The sequence below is a fragment of the Romboutsia sp. D33t1_170424_H2 genome (assembly GCF_015669105.1).
Classification (GTDB): domain Bacteria; phylum Bacillota; class Clostridia; order Peptostreptococcales; family Peptostreptococcaceae; genus Romboutsia_C; species Romboutsia_C hominis.
Map to the genome: position 1 here is coordinate 22511 of NZ_JADOZQ010000012.1, position 15344 is coordinate 37854.

The 15344-nt window shown below is 35.1% G+C and carries 12 protein-coding genes and 1 other annotated feature; all 12 genes read right to left on the reverse strand.

Annotation, left to right across the window (positions count from 1 at the left end):
- The coding region (gene tuf, locus I4U66_RS11900) for an elongation factor Tu (RefSeq protein WP_195238532.1) at window positions 1–1137 on the reverse strand (1137 nt) is incomplete at its 3' end.
- An 81-nt stretch (window positions 1138–1218) separates the two neighbouring features.
- Window positions 1219–3285, reverse strand: a complete 2067-nt coding sequence (gene fusA / locus I4U66_RS11905) for an elongation factor G (RefSeq protein WP_092921786.1) — start codon at window positions 3283–3285, stop codon at window positions 1219–1221.
- 49 nt (window positions 3286–3334) lie between these two features.
- The gene (gene rpsG, locus I4U66_RS11910) at window positions 3335–3805 is read right to left on the reverse strand and encodes a 30S ribosomal protein S7 (protein WP_092921784.1); all 471 of its coding nucleotides are present in this window, start codon (window positions 3803–3805) and stop codon (window positions 3335–3337) included.
- A 125-nt stretch (window positions 3806–3930) separates the two neighbouring features.
- Window positions 3931–4353 (reverse strand): 30S ribosomal protein S12, encoded by a 423-nt coding sequence (rpsL, locus tag I4U66_RS11915; RefSeq protein ID WP_092921782.1) that lies wholly within the window; start codon window positions 4351–4353, stop codon window positions 3931–3933.
- A gap of 297 nt (window positions 4354–4650) precedes the next feature.
- Window positions 4651–8139: a DNA-directed RNA polymerase subunit beta' gene (rpoC, locus tag I4U66_RS11920; RefSeq protein WP_092921780.1), complete on the reverse strand. Its 3489-nt coding sequence runs from the start codon at window positions 8137–8139 to the stop codon at window positions 4651–4653.
- Between the two features lie 43 nt (window positions 8140–8182).
- The gene (rpoB, locus tag I4U66_RS11925; RefSeq protein WP_092921778.1) at window positions 8183–11887 is read right to left on the reverse strand and encodes a DNA-directed RNA polymerase subunit beta; all 3705 of its coding nucleotides are present in this window, start codon (window positions 11885–11887) and stop codon (window positions 8183–8185) included.
- 241 nt (window positions 11888–12128) lie between these two features.
- A complete protein-coding gene (gene rplL / locus I4U66_RS11930) occupies window positions 12129–12491 on the reverse strand; it encodes a 50S ribosomal protein L7/L12 (RefSeq protein WP_092921776.1) in 363 nt (120 codons plus the stop codon).
- Window positions 12492–12569: 78 nt separating this feature from the next.
- On the reverse strand, window positions 12570–13073 hold the full coding sequence (rplJ, locus tag I4U66_RS11935; RefSeq protein WP_092921773.1) for a 50S ribosomal protein L10: 504 nt from the start codon (window positions 13071–13073) through the stop codon (window positions 12570–12572).
- A 46-nt stretch (window positions 13074–13119) separates the two neighbouring features.
- Window positions 13120–13250 (reverse strand) — a sequence feature (ribosomal protein L10 leader region).
- Window positions 13251–13302: 52 nt separating this feature from the next.
- Entirely contained in the window at window positions 13303–14001 is a 699-nt protein-coding gene (rplA, locus tag I4U66_RS11940) for a 50S ribosomal protein L1 (protein ID WP_092921771.1), read from the reverse strand.
- Window positions 14002–14077: 76 nt separating this feature from the next.
- Complete coding sequence (rplK, locus tag I4U66_RS11945; protein WP_021121982.1) at window positions 14078–14503, reverse strand: 50S ribosomal protein L11; 426 nt, start codon at window positions 14501–14503, stop codon at window positions 14078–14080.
- Window positions 14504–14539: 36 nt separating this feature from the next.
- The gene (nusG, locus tag I4U66_RS11950; protein ID WP_166506189.1) at window positions 14540–15082 is read right to left on the reverse strand and encodes a transcription termination/antitermination protein NusG; all 543 of its coding nucleotides are present in this window, start codon (window positions 15080–15082) and stop codon (window positions 14540–14542) included.
- A gap of 15 nt (window positions 15083–15097) precedes the next feature.
- A complete protein-coding gene (gene secE / locus I4U66_RS11955; RefSeq protein ID WP_092921768.1) occupies window positions 15098–15322 on the reverse strand; it encodes a preprotein translocase subunit SecE in 225 nt (74 codons plus the stop codon).
- Window positions 15323–15344 lie beyond the last annotated feature (22 nt).

The following is a 15344-nucleotide window of genomic DNA, read 5'->3' on the forward strand; positions in this document are numbered from 1 at the left end:
TGCGAATCTTAATCCTTCTTCTATTGCTATTGAGTTTATTAACTCTATAGTCATTTGTATGTTATCTCCAGGCATAACCATTTCTGTACCTTCTGGTAACTTACAAGTTCCTGTTACGTCAGTTGTTCTGAAGTAGAATTGTGGTCTGTATCCATCGAAGAATGGAGTATGTCTTCCACCTTCTTCTTTTTTAAGAACGTATACTTCTGCATTGAACTTAGTGTGAGGCTTAACTGTTCCTGGCTTAGCCATAACTTGTCCTCTTTCTATTTCATTTCTTTGTACACCTCTTATTAATGCTCCTATGTTATCTCCAGCTTGTGCTTGGTCTAATAACTTTCTGAACATTTCTACTCCTGTTACTACAACTTTTCTTGGCTCGTCAGCAAGTCCTACTATTTCAACTTCGTCTTGAACCTTTAATACTCCTCTTTCAACTCTACCTGTAGCAACTGTTCCTCTACCTGTTATAGAGAATACGTCTTCTACTGGCATTAAGAAGTCTTTGTCAACGTCTCTTTCTGGAGCTGGTATATATTCATCTATTTGCTCGAATAATTCAACTATTTTGTCTCCCCACTCTGAAGAAGAATCTTGTAATGCCATTAAAGCAGATCCTCTTACTATTGGAGTGTCATCTCCTGGGAATTCGTACTCATTTAATAAGTCTCTAACTTCCATTTCAACTAACTCTAATAATTCTTCGTCGTCTACCATATCACACTTGTTTAAGAATACTACTATGTATGGTACACCAACTTGTCTTGATAATAATATATGCTCTCTTGTTTGAGGCATTGGTCCATCAGTTGCTGAACAAACTAATATAGCACCATCCATTTGAGCTGCTCCTGTTATCATGTTCTTAACGTAGTCAGCATGTCCTGGACAGTCAACGTGTGCGTAGTGTCTGTTTGGAGTTTCGTATTCAACGTGAGCAGTTGATATTGTGATTCCTCTTTCTCTTTCTTCTGGAGCTTTATCTATGTTAGCGAAATCTACTGCTTCTCCTAATTGATATCTATCGAATAAAGTTTTTGTTATTGCAGCTGTTAATGTAGTTTTACCGTGGTCAACGTGTCCTATAGTTCCTATATTAACGTGCGGCTTATTTCTTTCAAATTTAGCTTTAGCCATTTTGAAATACCTCCCTATATATATTTTATGTAAGACGAGGTAACCTCGTCTTACTTATTATACTTATTTTTAAAAAAATTATTATTTTCCTTCAGCTATTTTCTTAGCAACTGAAGCTGGAACTTGCTCGTAGTGGTCGAATATCATTGTGTATGTTGCACGACCTTGAGTAGATGATCTTAACTCAGTAGAGTATCCAAACATTTCTGAAAGTGGAACGAATGCATTTATAACTTGTGCACCAGATCTAGCTTCCATACCTTGTATTAAACCTCTCTTAGAGTTTAATCCACCCATAACATCTCCCATGTACTCTTCTGGAGTAACAACTTCAACTTTGAAGTAAGGCTCAAGTAATACTGCATTACCTTTCTTCATAGCTTCCTTCATAGCCATAGAACCAGCCATCTTGAATGCCATTTCTGATGAATCGACTTCATGGTAAGAACCATCGTATAATTCAACAGCAACGTCAACAACTGGGTATCCAGCAACTATACCAGATTGCATTGCACCTTGTATACCTGCATCAGTTGGTCCAACATATTCCTTAGGAACAGATCCACCAACAGTTTTGTTTTCAAACTTGTAACCAGCACCTGGCTCTTGAGGATTAACTCTGATCTTAACGTGTCCGTATTGTCCTCTACCTCCTGATTGCTTAGAGTACTTGTATTCAACATCTACTGGTTGAGTTATAGTTTCTCTGTAAGCAACTTGTGGAGCACCAACGTTAGCTTCAACTTTGAATTCTCTTAATAATCTATCAACTATTATCTCTAAGTGTAATTCACCCATACCAGATATTATAGTTTGTCCTGTTTCTTCATCAGTCTTAACTCTGAAAGTTGGATCCTCTTCAGCTAATTTTTGAAGAGCTATACCCATCTTTTCTTGAGCTGCTTTAGACTTAGGCTCTATAGCAACAGATATAACTGGCTCAGGGAATTCCATAGATTCAAGTATTATTGGATTAGCTGGATCACATAAAGTATCTCCAGTAGTAGTATCTTTTAATCCTACTGCTGCAGCTATGTCTCCTGCGTATACTTCTGTTATTTCTTCTCTTGTATTAGCATGCATTTGTAGTATACGTCCTATTCTTTCTCTCTTACCTTTAGTAGAGTTTAGTACGTATGATCCACCTTGCATTATTCCAGAGTAAACTCTGAAGAATGCTAACTTACCAACGAATGGGTCAGTCATTATTTTGAATGCTAAAGCTGAGAATGGTTCTTCATCAGATGAGTGTCTTTCTGCTTCTTCACCATTTTCTAATATACCTTTTATAGCAGCTATATCAGTTGGAGCTGGTAAATAATCAACAACTGCATCTAATAATAACTGAACACCTTTGTTCTTGTAAGCAGATCCACAGAATACTGGGTTCATTTCACAAGCTATAGTAGCCTTTCTTATAGCAGTTTTTAACTCTTCTATAGTTGGCTCTTCACCTTCAAGATATTTCATCATTAGATCTTCATCAGTTTCAGCTACTGCTTCAACCATTTTTTCTCTCCACTCTTGAGCTAATTCTTTCATATCTTCTGGTATTTCAGTTATTTCTATTTCTTTTCCTAAGTCGTCTTTATAGATATGAGCTTTCATTTCTAATAAGTCAACTTCACCTTCTAACCAATCTTCTTTACCTATTGGTAATTGCATTGGTACAGCATTTGCATTTAATCTTTCTCTCATCATTGATACAACGTTAAAGAAGTCTGCACCCATGATGTCCATTTTATTTACGAATGCTATTCTAGGTACACCGTAGTTATCAGCTTGTCTCCATACGTTCTCAGATTGAGGTTCAACCCCACCTTTAGCACAGAATACAGCAACTGAACCGTCAAGAACTCTTAGAGATCTTTCAACCTCAACTGTGAAGTCGACGTGTCCTGGTGTATCTATTATGTTTATTCTATGGTCTCTCCATGCAGCAGTAGTAGCGGCAGAAGTTATTGTTATACCTCTTTCCTTCTCTTGCTCCATCCAGTCCATTTGAGAAGCTCCTTCGTGAGTTTCTCCTATTTTATGTGTTTGCCCTGTATAGAATAGGATTCTTTCTGTAGTAGTAGTTTTTCCTGCATCTATATGAGCCATGATTCCTATATTTCTAGTTCTTTCTAAAGGAAACTTTCTAGCCATGGTTCTCCTCCTTACGATATCCCTTAAAAGGTATCTTTATATCCTACTATTAGAATCTGTAGTGAGCAAATGCTTTATTAGCCTCTGCCATCTTATGAGTATCTTCTTTCTTCTTAACTGAAGCTCCTGTGTTGTTTGCAGCGTCCATTATTTCTTTCGCTAACTTTTCAACCATTCCTTTTTCTCCACGAGCTCTAGTGTAGTTTACTAACCATCTTAAACCTAAAGTTTGTCTTCTTTCTGGTCTAACTTCAACTGGAACTTGGTAGTTAGCTCCACCAACTCTTCTAGCTTTAACTTCTAAAACAGGCATTATGTTATCCATAGCTCTGTTGAATACTTCTATGGCTTCTTCTCCTGTTCTTTCAGCTACTAAAGCAAAAGCATCATATACTATTGTTTGAGCTTTTCCTTTTTTTCCATCTATCATTAAATTGTTTATTAACTTAGTAACAACTTTACTTCCATACATTGGATCAGCTAATACTTCTCTCTTTGGAACATTACCTTTTCTTGGCATTTTGCTTCCCTCCTTAATTATTTGATATTATTAAATCATAGGTACTCGACATCATAATATGCCGTGATGCCATAAATATCTATATATATTTAAAGCACCGCACTATAATCAATTGTTAACTTTTACTATTTCTTTGCAGCTTTAGGTCTCTTAGCACCGTACTTAGATCTTGCTTGCATTCTCTTATCAACACCTGCAGTATCTAATGTACCTCTTAATATGTGGTATCTAACCCCTGGAAGGTCTTTTACTCTTCCTCCTCTTATAAGAACAACACTATGCTCTTGTAAGTTGTGTCCTTCACCTGGTATATAAGCAGAAACTTCTATTCCGTTTGTTAATCTAACTCTGGCAACTTTTCTTAAAGCTGAGTTAGGTTTCTTAGGAGTTACTGTTTTAACTGAAGTACAAACTCCTCTTTTTTGTGGTGAACTTGTGTTAGTAGATTTCTTGTGTAAAGAATCGTACCCTTTTTGTAATGCTGGAGCAGTAGATTTCTTTTCTATTGCTTGTCTTCTTTTACGAACTAATTGGTTAATTGTTGGCATCATCTGCACCTCCTTTTCCAAATTTTCGATCTTAATGACCGCCAACTACATCAATATGAAAGCATATTGATTCATAGTAACTTACGTTACTCACAATTAAATGTCTATTAACTCACATTCCTGTGGTTTTAGCTCTTTGCAGTTTGGTGCTGCTAGTTCTTTAATTATATAAAGTCCAATTGAAAACTCTAAGAGCCATAAGCTCTTAGATAACTTTCAATTGCACACTTTAACATTTTATCACCAGACATAATTACTGTCAAGTTACTTTCTAGCTATTAATCGGCTAGTTCAAGCTTACTCTTCAATTTTTTCAACAGCTATGTTCTTGTATCTCTTCATACCTGTTCCTGCTGGTATTAATTTACCTATTATAACATTCTCTTTAAGACCTATTAAGTGATCTTCCTTACCTTTTATAGCTGCTTCAGTAAGAACTCTTGTTGTTTCTTGGAATGAAGCTGCAGATAAGAATGATTCTGTAGCAAGAGAAGCTTTAGTTATACCAAGTAAAGTTCTCTTAGCAACTGCTGGTCTTAAACCGTTAGCAATAGCTTCTTCATTACATTTATTGAATGTTAATACATCTTCATAACCACCTGGTAATAATTCTGTATCTCCTGGATCTTCAACCTTAACTTTAGATAGCATTTGTCTAACTATAACTTCTATATGCTTATCGTTAACGTCAACCCCTTGCATTCTATAAACTCTTTGAACTTCTTTAACTATATAGTTTTGAACTCCACTTATACCTTGTACTCTTACTATATCATGTGGATTTATAGAACCTTGAGTTAATGGATCTCCTGCTTCAACCATTTGACCTTGCTTAACTCTTATTCTTGATCCGTAAGGTATTGCATATACTTGAGTTTCTCCTTCTTGTGGTATTACAGCTACTTCTTTTCTCTTACCAGTTTCATCTATTTCAACTCTACCAGCAACTTCTGTTATAACTGCTAAACCTTTTGGTTTTCTGGCTTCGAATAATTCCTCAACCCTTGGAAGACCTTGAGTTATATCTCCACCGGCAACCCCACCTGTATGGAATGTACGCATTGTAAGCTGTGTTCCTGGCTCCCCGATTGATTGAGCAGCTATTATACCTACAGCTTCACCTATGTTTACTTCCTTACCTGTTGCAAGGTTTCTACCATAACACTTAGAACAAACTCCGTGGTTTGTCTTACAGTTAAGAACTGTTCTTATTTCAACTTTTTCTATTCCAGCTTCAACTATTCTATCAGCATCAGCTTCTTGTATCATAGCATCAGCTTCAACTATAACTTCACCAGTTGTAGGATTTACTATAGGAGCTATAGTATATCTTCCAACAATTCTATCGTATAGTTCTTCTATTACTTCGTTTCCATCTTTTATTGCAGTAACTTCTGTTACATCACTAGTTCCACAGTCTATTTCTCTTACTATAACATCTTGACTGACATCAACAAGTCTTCTTGTTAAGTAACCTGAATCGGCTGTACGAAGCGCTGTATCGGCAAGACCTTTTCTAGCACCATGTGATGATGTGAAGTATTCCATTACTGTTAACCCTTCACGGAAGTTAGATTTAACTGGAACTTCAACTGTTTTACCAGATGCATTGGCCATCAGACCACGCATACCAGCTAACTGTCTTATCTGGTTCTTAGAACCTCTGGCTCCAGAGTGAGCCATTATGAATATATTATTAAGCCTTTCTAGACCTGACATAAGAGCATCTGTAACTTTTTCAGTAGTCTCTGTCCAAGTTTCTATAACTCTTTCATATCTTTCTTCGTCAGATATAAGACCTCTTCTATATGCTTTTTCATATTTATCAACTTTTTCTTCTGCAGCTGCTATATGATCCTTCTTCTCTTCAGGTATCTTCATATCTGCAACGGCAACTGTTATACCACCTCTAGTAGAGAATTTAAATCCTAAAGATTTTATGTGGTCTAACATCATAGCTGTTCTAGTGTTTCCATGTCTTCTGAAACACTTATCTATTATTTTACCTAGAGATTTTTTGTCAACTAAGAAATCAACTTCTAATCCAAATGGATCTTTCTCTCTATCAACAAATCCTAAGTCTTGAGGTATATTTTCATTGAATATAAATCTACCTACTGTACTTTCAACTAAAGAACTTCTTCCATCTTCAAGTACAACTCTCATCTTTACTAATGAATGTAATTCAACCGCTTTATTCTCATAAGCAAGTAACATTTCATTGTAATCTTTAAATATTGTACCTGTTCCTTTTTCTCCACCTTGGTCTTCTATTGTTAAGTAGTAACAACCTAGAACCATATCCTGAGAAGGAGTAGTTATTGGTGTACCATCTTTAGGTGCAAGTATGTTGTTTACAGATAGCATTAAGAATCTTGCTTCTGCTTGTGCTTCTACTGATAAAGGAACGTGAACCGCCATCTGGTCACCGTCGAAGTCAGCGTTGTACGCTGTACATACTAGTGGATGTAGTTTTATTGCTTTACCTTCTACTAATACAGGTTCAAATGCTTGTATACCAAGTCTGTGTAGAGTAGGAGCACGGTTAAGTAGAACTGGATGACTCTTTATAACTTCTTCTAAAACATCCCAAACTTCTGGCTTAACTTTTTCTACTATAGTTTTTGCACTCTTTATGTTGTGTGCATAACCTTCTTTAACTAATCTATCCATAACGAATGGCTTGAATAATTCAAGGGCCATTTTCTTTGGAAGACCACATTGATAGAATTTAAGTTCTGGTCCAACAACTATAACTGAACGTCCTGAGTAGTCAACACGCTTACCAAGTAAGTTTTGACGGAAACGTCCTTGCTTACCTTTTAGCATGTCTGATAAAGACTTAAGTGGTCTATTACCAGGTCCTGTTACAGGTCTACCTCTTCTACCATTGTCGATTAAAGCATCTACAGCTTCTTGAAGCATTCTCTTTTCATTTCTAACGATTATGTCAGGAGCTCCAAGTTCTAATAATCTCTTTAATCTGTTATTTCTATTTATAACTCTTCTGTATAAATCATTTAGGTCAGAAGTTGCAAATCTTCCACCATCAAGTTGTACCATTGGTCTTAAATCTGGTGGTATTACTGGAATAGCATCTAATATCATCCACTCAGGCTTGTTTCCTGACTTTCTGAATGCTTCCACAACTTCTAATCTTCTTATAGTTCTAACTCTCTTTTGTCCAGTGCTGTCCTTAAGGTCAGCTCTTAACTCTTTGCTTTCTTGCTCTAAATCAATATTTTGTAATAATTGTTTTACAGCTTCAGCACCCATACCTACTGTGAAAGTATTGTATCCATACTTATCAACTGCAGTTCTGTATTCTTTTTCTGTTAATAATTGCTTAGCATTTAATCCAGTTTCTCCTGGATCAACTACTACGTATGAAGCAAAGTATAGTATCTTCTCTAAAGATCTAGGAGACATATCAAGTAAAAGTCCCATTCTACTTGGTATCCCTTTGAAGTACCAGATATGAGACATAGGAGCTGCTAGCTCTATATGTCCCATTCTTTCTCTTCTTACTTTAGCTTTAGTAACTTCTACTCCACATCTATCACAAACTACACCTTTGTATCTTACTCTTCTATATTTACCACAGTGACATTCCCAGTCTTTTTGAGGTCCAAATATTCTTTCACAGAAAAGACCATCTTTTTCTGGTTTTAGTGTACGGTAGTTTATAGTTTCAGGCTTTTTTACTTCTCCTCTAGACCATTGTCTTATTTTCTCTGGAGAAGCTAGTGCTATCTTTATCGACTCAAAATTGTTTAATTCAAACAAGGAGTTCTCTCCCTTCTATTTGATATTTACATTAATAAAAATATTATACATCAAAGTCTTCTGTATCATCATAGTCTATTTCATCATAAACTATGTCTTCTTCAAATTCAATGTTATCCATATCACCATTCTCGAAATCTTCTTCTTCGATTTCTTCTATTATATGGTCATCTTCCATTTCTTTAACATTTTCTATTATATCTAATTCAAATTCACCAGTAGTTTCTTCTACATCTAGTGATTCTCTGACTTCTATTTCTTGATCTTCATCAGTTAATACCTTTACATCTAAGCATAAACTTTGAAGTTCTTTTATAAGAACCTTGAATGATTCTGGTATTCCTGGTTCAGGTATATTTTCACCTTTTACGATTGCTTCGTATGCTCTAACACGTCCTACAACGTCGTCAGATTTAACAGTAAGTATTTCTTGAAGTATATGAGCAGCTCCGTATGCTTCTAGAGCCCAAACCTCCATCTCACCGAATCTTTGTCCACCGAATTGTGCTTTACCACCTAGTGGTTGTTGAGTTACTAATGAGTATGGTCCTGTACTTCTAGCATGTAACTTATCATCAACTAAGTGATGTAGTTTTAACATGTACATGTATCCAACTGTTATTGGGTTATCGAAAGTATCACCTGTTCTACCATCATATAAAGTTATCTTTCCATCTTCTGGGTATCCAGCTTCAACTAATGCTTTTCTTATATCTGGCTCTTTTGCACCATCAAATACTGATGTAGCAACATGCCATCCTAAAGCCTTAGCAGCAAGACCTAAATGAACTTCAAGAACCTGTCCGATGTTCATACGAGATGGTATACCTTGTGGGTTAAGAACTATATCTAATGGTGTTCCGTCTGGCATGAATGGCATATCTTCTTCTGGTAAGATTCTAGATATAACCCCTTTATTACCATGACGTCCGGCCATTTTATCCCCAACAGTTATCTTTCTCTTCTTAGCTATATAACATCTAACTAATTCATTAACACCTGGAGATAAATCGTCACCATTTTCTCTAGTGAACACTTTAACATCAACTATTATACCAGATTCTCCATGAGGAACCTTAAGTGAAGTATCTCTAACTTCTCTAGCTTTTTCTCCGAATATAGCACGAAGTAATCTTTCTTCTGCAGTAAGCTCAGTTTCTCCTTTTGGAGTTACTTTACCAACTAATATATCTCCAGAATCTACTTCAGCACCTATTCTGATTATACCTCTTTCGTCTAAGTTCTTTATAGCACTTTCTCCAACGTTAGGTATATCTCTAGTTATTTCTTCAGGTCCTAACTTAGTATCTCTAGCTTCACATTCATATTCTTCTATATGAATTGTTGATAATCTATCTTCTTTAACTAATCTTTCATTTATTAAGATGGCATCTTCGTAGTTATAACCTTCCCAAGTCATGAACGCTATGAAGCAGTTTCTTCCTAATGCTACTTCTCCAAGATCTGTTGAAGGTCCGTCAGCTATAACATCACCTTTTTCTATCTTATCTCCTTTATTTATTATAGGAGTTTGATTTATACAAGTACCTTGGTTTGAACGCTTAAACTTAAGTAATTTATATCTATCTTTGTTTCCATCTTCTCTTTTAATTATTATTTCATCAGCTGTAACTCTATCAGCTATACCAGAGTTCTTAGCAACAACAACTGCTCCAGAGTCTTTAGCAGCTCTGTACTCAACCCCTGTACCTATGATTGGAGCTTCTCTTCTCACTAGAGGTACTGCTTGACGTTGCATGTTCGATCCCATCAGCGCACGGTTGGCATCGTCATTTTCTAAGAATGGTATCATTGCAGTTGCTATAGAAACAACTTGCTTTGGAGATATATCCATGTAGTCAACTCTTGATACTGGAACTAGTTCAACAGCACCATTTTTAGTTCTACATACTAATCTCTTATTTATGAATGTTCCATCTTCTTCTAATGGTTCATTAGCCTGAGCTCTTATGAATAAATCTTCTTCATCAGCTGTTAAGTAATGTATCTCATCAGTTACTCTACCATTTTCCTTATCTACTTTTCTATAAGGAGATTCTATGAAACCAAATTCATTTATCTTAGCATAAGTACCTAATGAGTTTATAAGACCGATGTTTGGTCCTTCTGGTGTCTCTATAGGACACATTCTTCCGTAGTGAGAATGATGAACGTCACGAACTTCGAACCCAGCTCTTTCTCTTGAAAGACCCCCTGGTCCTAGTGCAGATAATCTTCTCTTGTGTGTTAACTCAGATAATGGGTTAGTTTGATCCATGAACTGAGATAACTGTGAACTACCGAAGAATTCTTTTATAGCAGCAGAAACAGGTCTTATGTTAACTAGAGCTTGAGGAGTTATTGCTTCCATGTCTTGAACAGTCATTCTTTCCTTTATAACTCTTTCCATTCTAGATAAACCTATTCTAACTTGGTTTTGTAATAACTCACCAACTGATCTTATTCTTCTGTTACCTAAATGATCTATATCATCTATGTAACCTATTTCATGGAATAAGTTGAATTGGTAGTTTATAGATGCTATTATGTCATCTAATAGTATATGCTTTGGTATAAGCTCTTTTATTCTAGATTTTATAGCTTCTTTTATTTCTTCTTCGTCACTATATTCATCCATTATCTCTTTTAAAGTTGGGTAATGAACTTTTTCTTTTATATTTAAATCATCTATATTGAATTCTATATGTGATTTTATATCAACAAAGTTATTACCTATAACCTTAGCAGTCTTTTCATCATCTAGTAATAAACTAACTACGTTTATTCCAGAATTTTGAATATCCTTAGCTACTTCGTAGCTTATTTTTTCTCCAGCTTTTACAAATACTTCTCCAGTTTCTGGATTAACTATATCTTCAGCTGAAACTCTGTTCATTATTCTGTAGCATAGAGCAAGCTTTTTGTTAAACTTATATCTACCTACTTTTGCTAAGTCATATCTCTTAGCATCAAAGAATAATGCATTTAATAATGATGATGCACTTTCTACTGTTGGTGGTTCACCCGGTCTTAACTTCTTGTATATCTCAATTAAACCTTCTTCAACAGAAGTAGTATTATCTTTTTCTAATGTTGCAGCTAATCTCTCATCTTCTCCAAGAAGTTCGATTATTTCTGCATCCGTACCTATTCCTAGAGCTCTTAATAATACTGTTACTGGTTGCTTTCTAGTTCTGTCAACTCTTACAGATATTACATCATTAGAATCTGTTTCGTATTCTAACCATGCTCCTCTGTTAGGGATTACAGTAGATGATATTAACTTCTTACCTGTTTTATCTCTCTCTAAAGCATAGTAAACGCCAGGAGATCTAACTAACTGACTTACTATAACTCTCTCAGCACCATTTATTATGAAAGTTCCTTTTTCTGTCATTAAAGGGAAATCTCCCATAAATACTTCTTGCTCTTTTATTTCCCCAGTTTCCTTATTTATAAGTCTAACCTTAACTTTTAGAGGTGCACAGTATGTGGCATCTCTATCTTTACATTCTTCTATGTCATACTTAGGCTTATCGTCTAAAGAGTAATCAACAAATTCTAATATAAGATTACCTGTGTAATCTTCTATTGGAGATATGTCTTCGAAAACTTCTTTTAATCCATCTTCGATAAACCACTTATAAGAATCAACTTGTAATTCTATAAGATTTGGCACATCAGCTATTTCTTTTATCTTAGAAAAGCTCATTCTAGTTCTTTTACCTATCGTGACAGGATGTGGCATTCACTTTTCACCTCTCAATAATAAAAAATAAAACCATAGTTTATTCTAACGCATCTAATAATTTTATCATAATGTCAAGCATTTTTCAATATGTATATTATTCTATTCTTTACATTTAATTTATCCTACAAAATATGCATTATTTATTATGCGCAAAATATTAAACTAAAATTCTCATTTTTTACATATTTTTTTAGAAAACAAAAAAGGTGCCCCAAACAGGACACCTCTTAAAAGAAAACTACTTAACTTCTACTGAAGCTCCAGCAGCTTCTAATTTTTCTTTCATTTGGTCAGCTTCTTCTTTAGAAACTCCTTCTTTTAATGTCTTAGGAGCGTTGTCAACTAATTCCTTAGCTTCTTTTAATCCTAATCCAGTTATTTCTCTAACAGCTTTTATAACTCCAACTTTTGAAGAACCAGCGTTAGCTAATACTACGTCGAATTCTGTCTTTTCTTCAGCAGCTCCACCAGCAACTGCACCAGCCATCATAACTGGAGCTGAAGCAGATACACCGAATTTTTCTTCAGCAGCTTTAACTAATTCATTTAATTCTAAAACTTTCATATTTTCTATAGCTTCTAATATTTGTTCTATTGTCATTTTTAGCACCTCCGAATTATTTTCGTTAATTTTTAATTAATTATATAACCAATCCAATTTTTTCTTGGTTAATGTTTATTAAGCTTCTTGACCTTCTTGTTTCTTTATCATTGCATCTAATAAGTATGCGAAGTTTGACATTGGAGCTTTTAAGCTTCCAAGTAATTTTGCAAGAAGAACTTCTCTTGATGGTATGTTAGCGAACTCAACTATTTGAGACTCGTTGTAGAATTCTCCTTCTACTATACCCATCTTTAATTGCATTTTTGGATGAGAATCCATGAATTCTTTTAATATTCTAGCTGGAGCAACAGGGTCTTCGTATCCGAAAGCTATTGCATTAGTTCCAACTAATAATTCATCGTTGAATTGTTCTATACCAACTTCTTTAGCAGCTTTTCTAACTAAAGTGTTTTTGTATACTTTGTATTCAACACCAGCTTCTCTCATTTTCTTTCTTAGTTCAGTAACCTCTTCAACTGTTAATCCTTTGTAATCAACAACAACAGCAGCAGATGACTTTTCTAATTTTTCAACTATTTCAGCCACAACTTGTGATTTAAGTTCTATAGCTTTTCTCATCTAGATGTGCACCTCCTTCACCTGATTAGGTTTAGTATTCGCCGCAATCTCATTTAAAAAAGCTTTCGTGTCTAAAAGTAGACAACAAAAGCTTTAGTAATTTCAATTTATCTAAAACCTCGGTAGGATATTAAGCCCTTAAGCACCTACTGTCTACGGCAAATCTATTCTTTTTTATATCAACAAATGTTATATTAACATTTTTGTTTAGCCATGTCAACAGTTTTTATTATTCTGCTATTTTAGCTGGGTTTATTTTAACTCCAGGTCCCATAGTAGATGCAACTGTTATACTTCTTAAGTATTGTCCTTTAGCAGCAGCTGGCTTAGCTTTAACTATTGCTTCCATTAAAGTTGCAAAGTTTTCAGCTAACTTTTCTCCACCAAATGATACTTTTCCTACTGGAACGTGTATTATGTTAGTTTTGTCTAATCTGTACTCAACTTTACCTGCTTTTATTTCATCTATAGCTTTAGCTACATCAAATGTAACTGTTCCTGATTTAGGGTTTGGCATTAAACCTTTAGGTCCTAATACTCTACCTAATCTACCAACTACACCCATCATGTCTGGAGTAGCAACAACTATATCGAAATCAAACCAGTTTTCACCTTGTATTTTTTGAACTAATTCTTCAGCTCCTACAAAGTCAGCTCCAGCTTGTTCAGCTTCCTTAGCTTTTTCACCTTTAGCGAAAACTAAAACTTTCTTAGTTTTACCAGTTCCGTGAGGTAATACTACAGCACCTCTAACTTGTTGATCAGCGTGTCTTGAGTCAACACCTAATTTTATATGAGCTTCAACAGTCTCATCGAACTTAGCAGTAGCTATTTCACTAACTAATGCTAAAGCTTCTGTAGCATCGTAGAATTTAGCTCTGTCTACTTTGCTTAATGCTTCTACATATTTCTTTGCTTTTTTAGCCATTTTTATTTTCCTCCTTGTGGTTATATTCGGTTTTTAAACCTCCCACTTCTTAAAGAAGTGTCTAATTTATTTGAAATTAGTCTTCTACAACGATTCCCATACTTCTTGCAGTACCAGCTATCATTCTCATAGCAGATTCTACTGAAGCAGCGTTTAAGTCAGGCATCTTTAATTCAGCTATTTCTCTTATCTTAGCTGAAGATAAAGTAGCAACCTTCTTCTTGTTTGGTTCTCCTGATGCAGTATCTAAACCAGCAGCTTTCTTTAATAATACTGCAGCTGGTGGAGTTTTTGTTATGAATGAGAATGATCTATCTTGGTATACAGTTATAACAACTGGTATTATCATTCCAGCTTGATCTGCAGTCTTAGCATTGAATTCTTTTGTGAATCCCATTATGTTAACACCGTGTTGTCCTAATGCTGGACCAACTGGTGGTGCTGGAGTAGCCTTTCCTGCAGGTATTTGTAATTTTATTTGACCTATAACTTTTTTAGCCATTTTTCGTACCTCCTTATTTTTATATTTGAGTAACTATTATAATTTCTCTATACTATCTGACTCTACAACAAATAGAGTCTTCTTTCCAAATGCATCTATGCACACTTTAACTTCTTTAGCTTCTACGTCTATCGCTTCAACTGTACCTACTTGTCCAGCGAATGGTCCGTTTGAAACTTCAACAGCATCTCCTATTTCTAAGTCGATATCGCTGTTACCTATTTTAGGTTCAGTTAATTCTATGCCCATAGCTAGTACTTCATCTTCACTTAATGGTACTGGCTTAGACCCTGGTCCAACAAATCCAGTAACTCCCTTAGTATTTCTTACGACATACCAAGATTCATCAGTGATTATCATTTTTACTAGAACATAACCTGGAAATATCTTACGTTGTCTAGTTTTTTCTTTCCCTGTTTTAGTAGTTTCAACTACATCTTCAGTAGGTACAACTACTTGCTTTATGTAGTCTTCCATACCTCTAGTTTTTACAGCTTTTTCTATCGTAGCTTTAACCTTATTCTCATGTCCTGAATAAGTATGTGCAACATACCATCTTGCTTCTTGTAATTCCGACATTTTGATTCTCCTTTTCTATTTTAGTATCAGCCCTAGTGCACCAGATAATACACTATCTAAAACCCACACTAATATAGTAGATGAAATAACTACAGTTAAAACTACCCCTGTATTTTTAAGTAATTCTTTCCTACTTGGCCATGAAACTCTACTAAGTTCTTGTTTTGTTTCTTTTATATAAGATACTAAACCAGTTCTCTTTTTCTTAGTTCCTGCGCCTTGATTTGCTTGGGCAGCCATTTAATCCACTCCTTATAAAAAA

Excerpts from the sequence above, each read along its gene's own strand:
- secE (WP_092921768.1), bottom strand. The coding sequence starts at position 15,322 with ATGGCTGCCCAAGCAAATCAAGGCGCAGGAACTAAGAAAAAGAGAACT.
- rpsG (WP_092921784.1), bottom strand. The coding sequence starts at position 3,805 with ATGCCAAGAAAAGGTAATGTTCCAAAGAGAGAAGTATTAGCTGATCCA.
- rpoB (WP_092921778.1), bottom strand. The coding sequence starts at position 11,887 with ATGCCACATCCTGTCACGATAGGTAAAAGAACTAGAATGAGCTTTTCT.
- rplA (WP_092921771.1), bottom strand. The coding sequence starts at position 14,001 with ATGGCTAAAAAAGCAAAGAAATATGTAGAAGCATTAAGCAAAGTAGAC.
- nusG (WP_166506189.1), bottom strand. The coding sequence starts at position 15,082 with ATGTCGGAATTACAAGAAGCAAGATGGTATGTTGCACATACTTATTCA.
- rpsL (WP_092921782.1), bottom strand. The coding sequence starts at position 4,353 with ATGCCAACAATTAACCAATTAGTTCGTAAAAGAAGACAAGCAATAGAA.
- rplJ (WP_092921773.1), bottom strand. The coding sequence starts at position 13,073 with ATGAGAAAAGCTATAGAACTTAAATCACAAGTTGTGGCTGAAATAGTT.
- rplK (WP_021121982.1), bottom strand. The coding sequence starts at position 14,503 with ATGGCTAAAAAAGTTATAGGTCAAATAAAATTACAAATACCTGCAGGA.
- rplL (WP_092921776.1), bottom strand. The coding sequence starts at position 12,491 with ATGACAATAGAACAAATATTAGAAGCTATAGAAAATATGAAAGTTTTA.
- fusA (WP_092921786.1), bottom strand. The coding sequence starts at position 3,285 with ATGGCTAGAAAGTTTCCTTTAGAAAGAACTAGAAATATAGGAATCATG.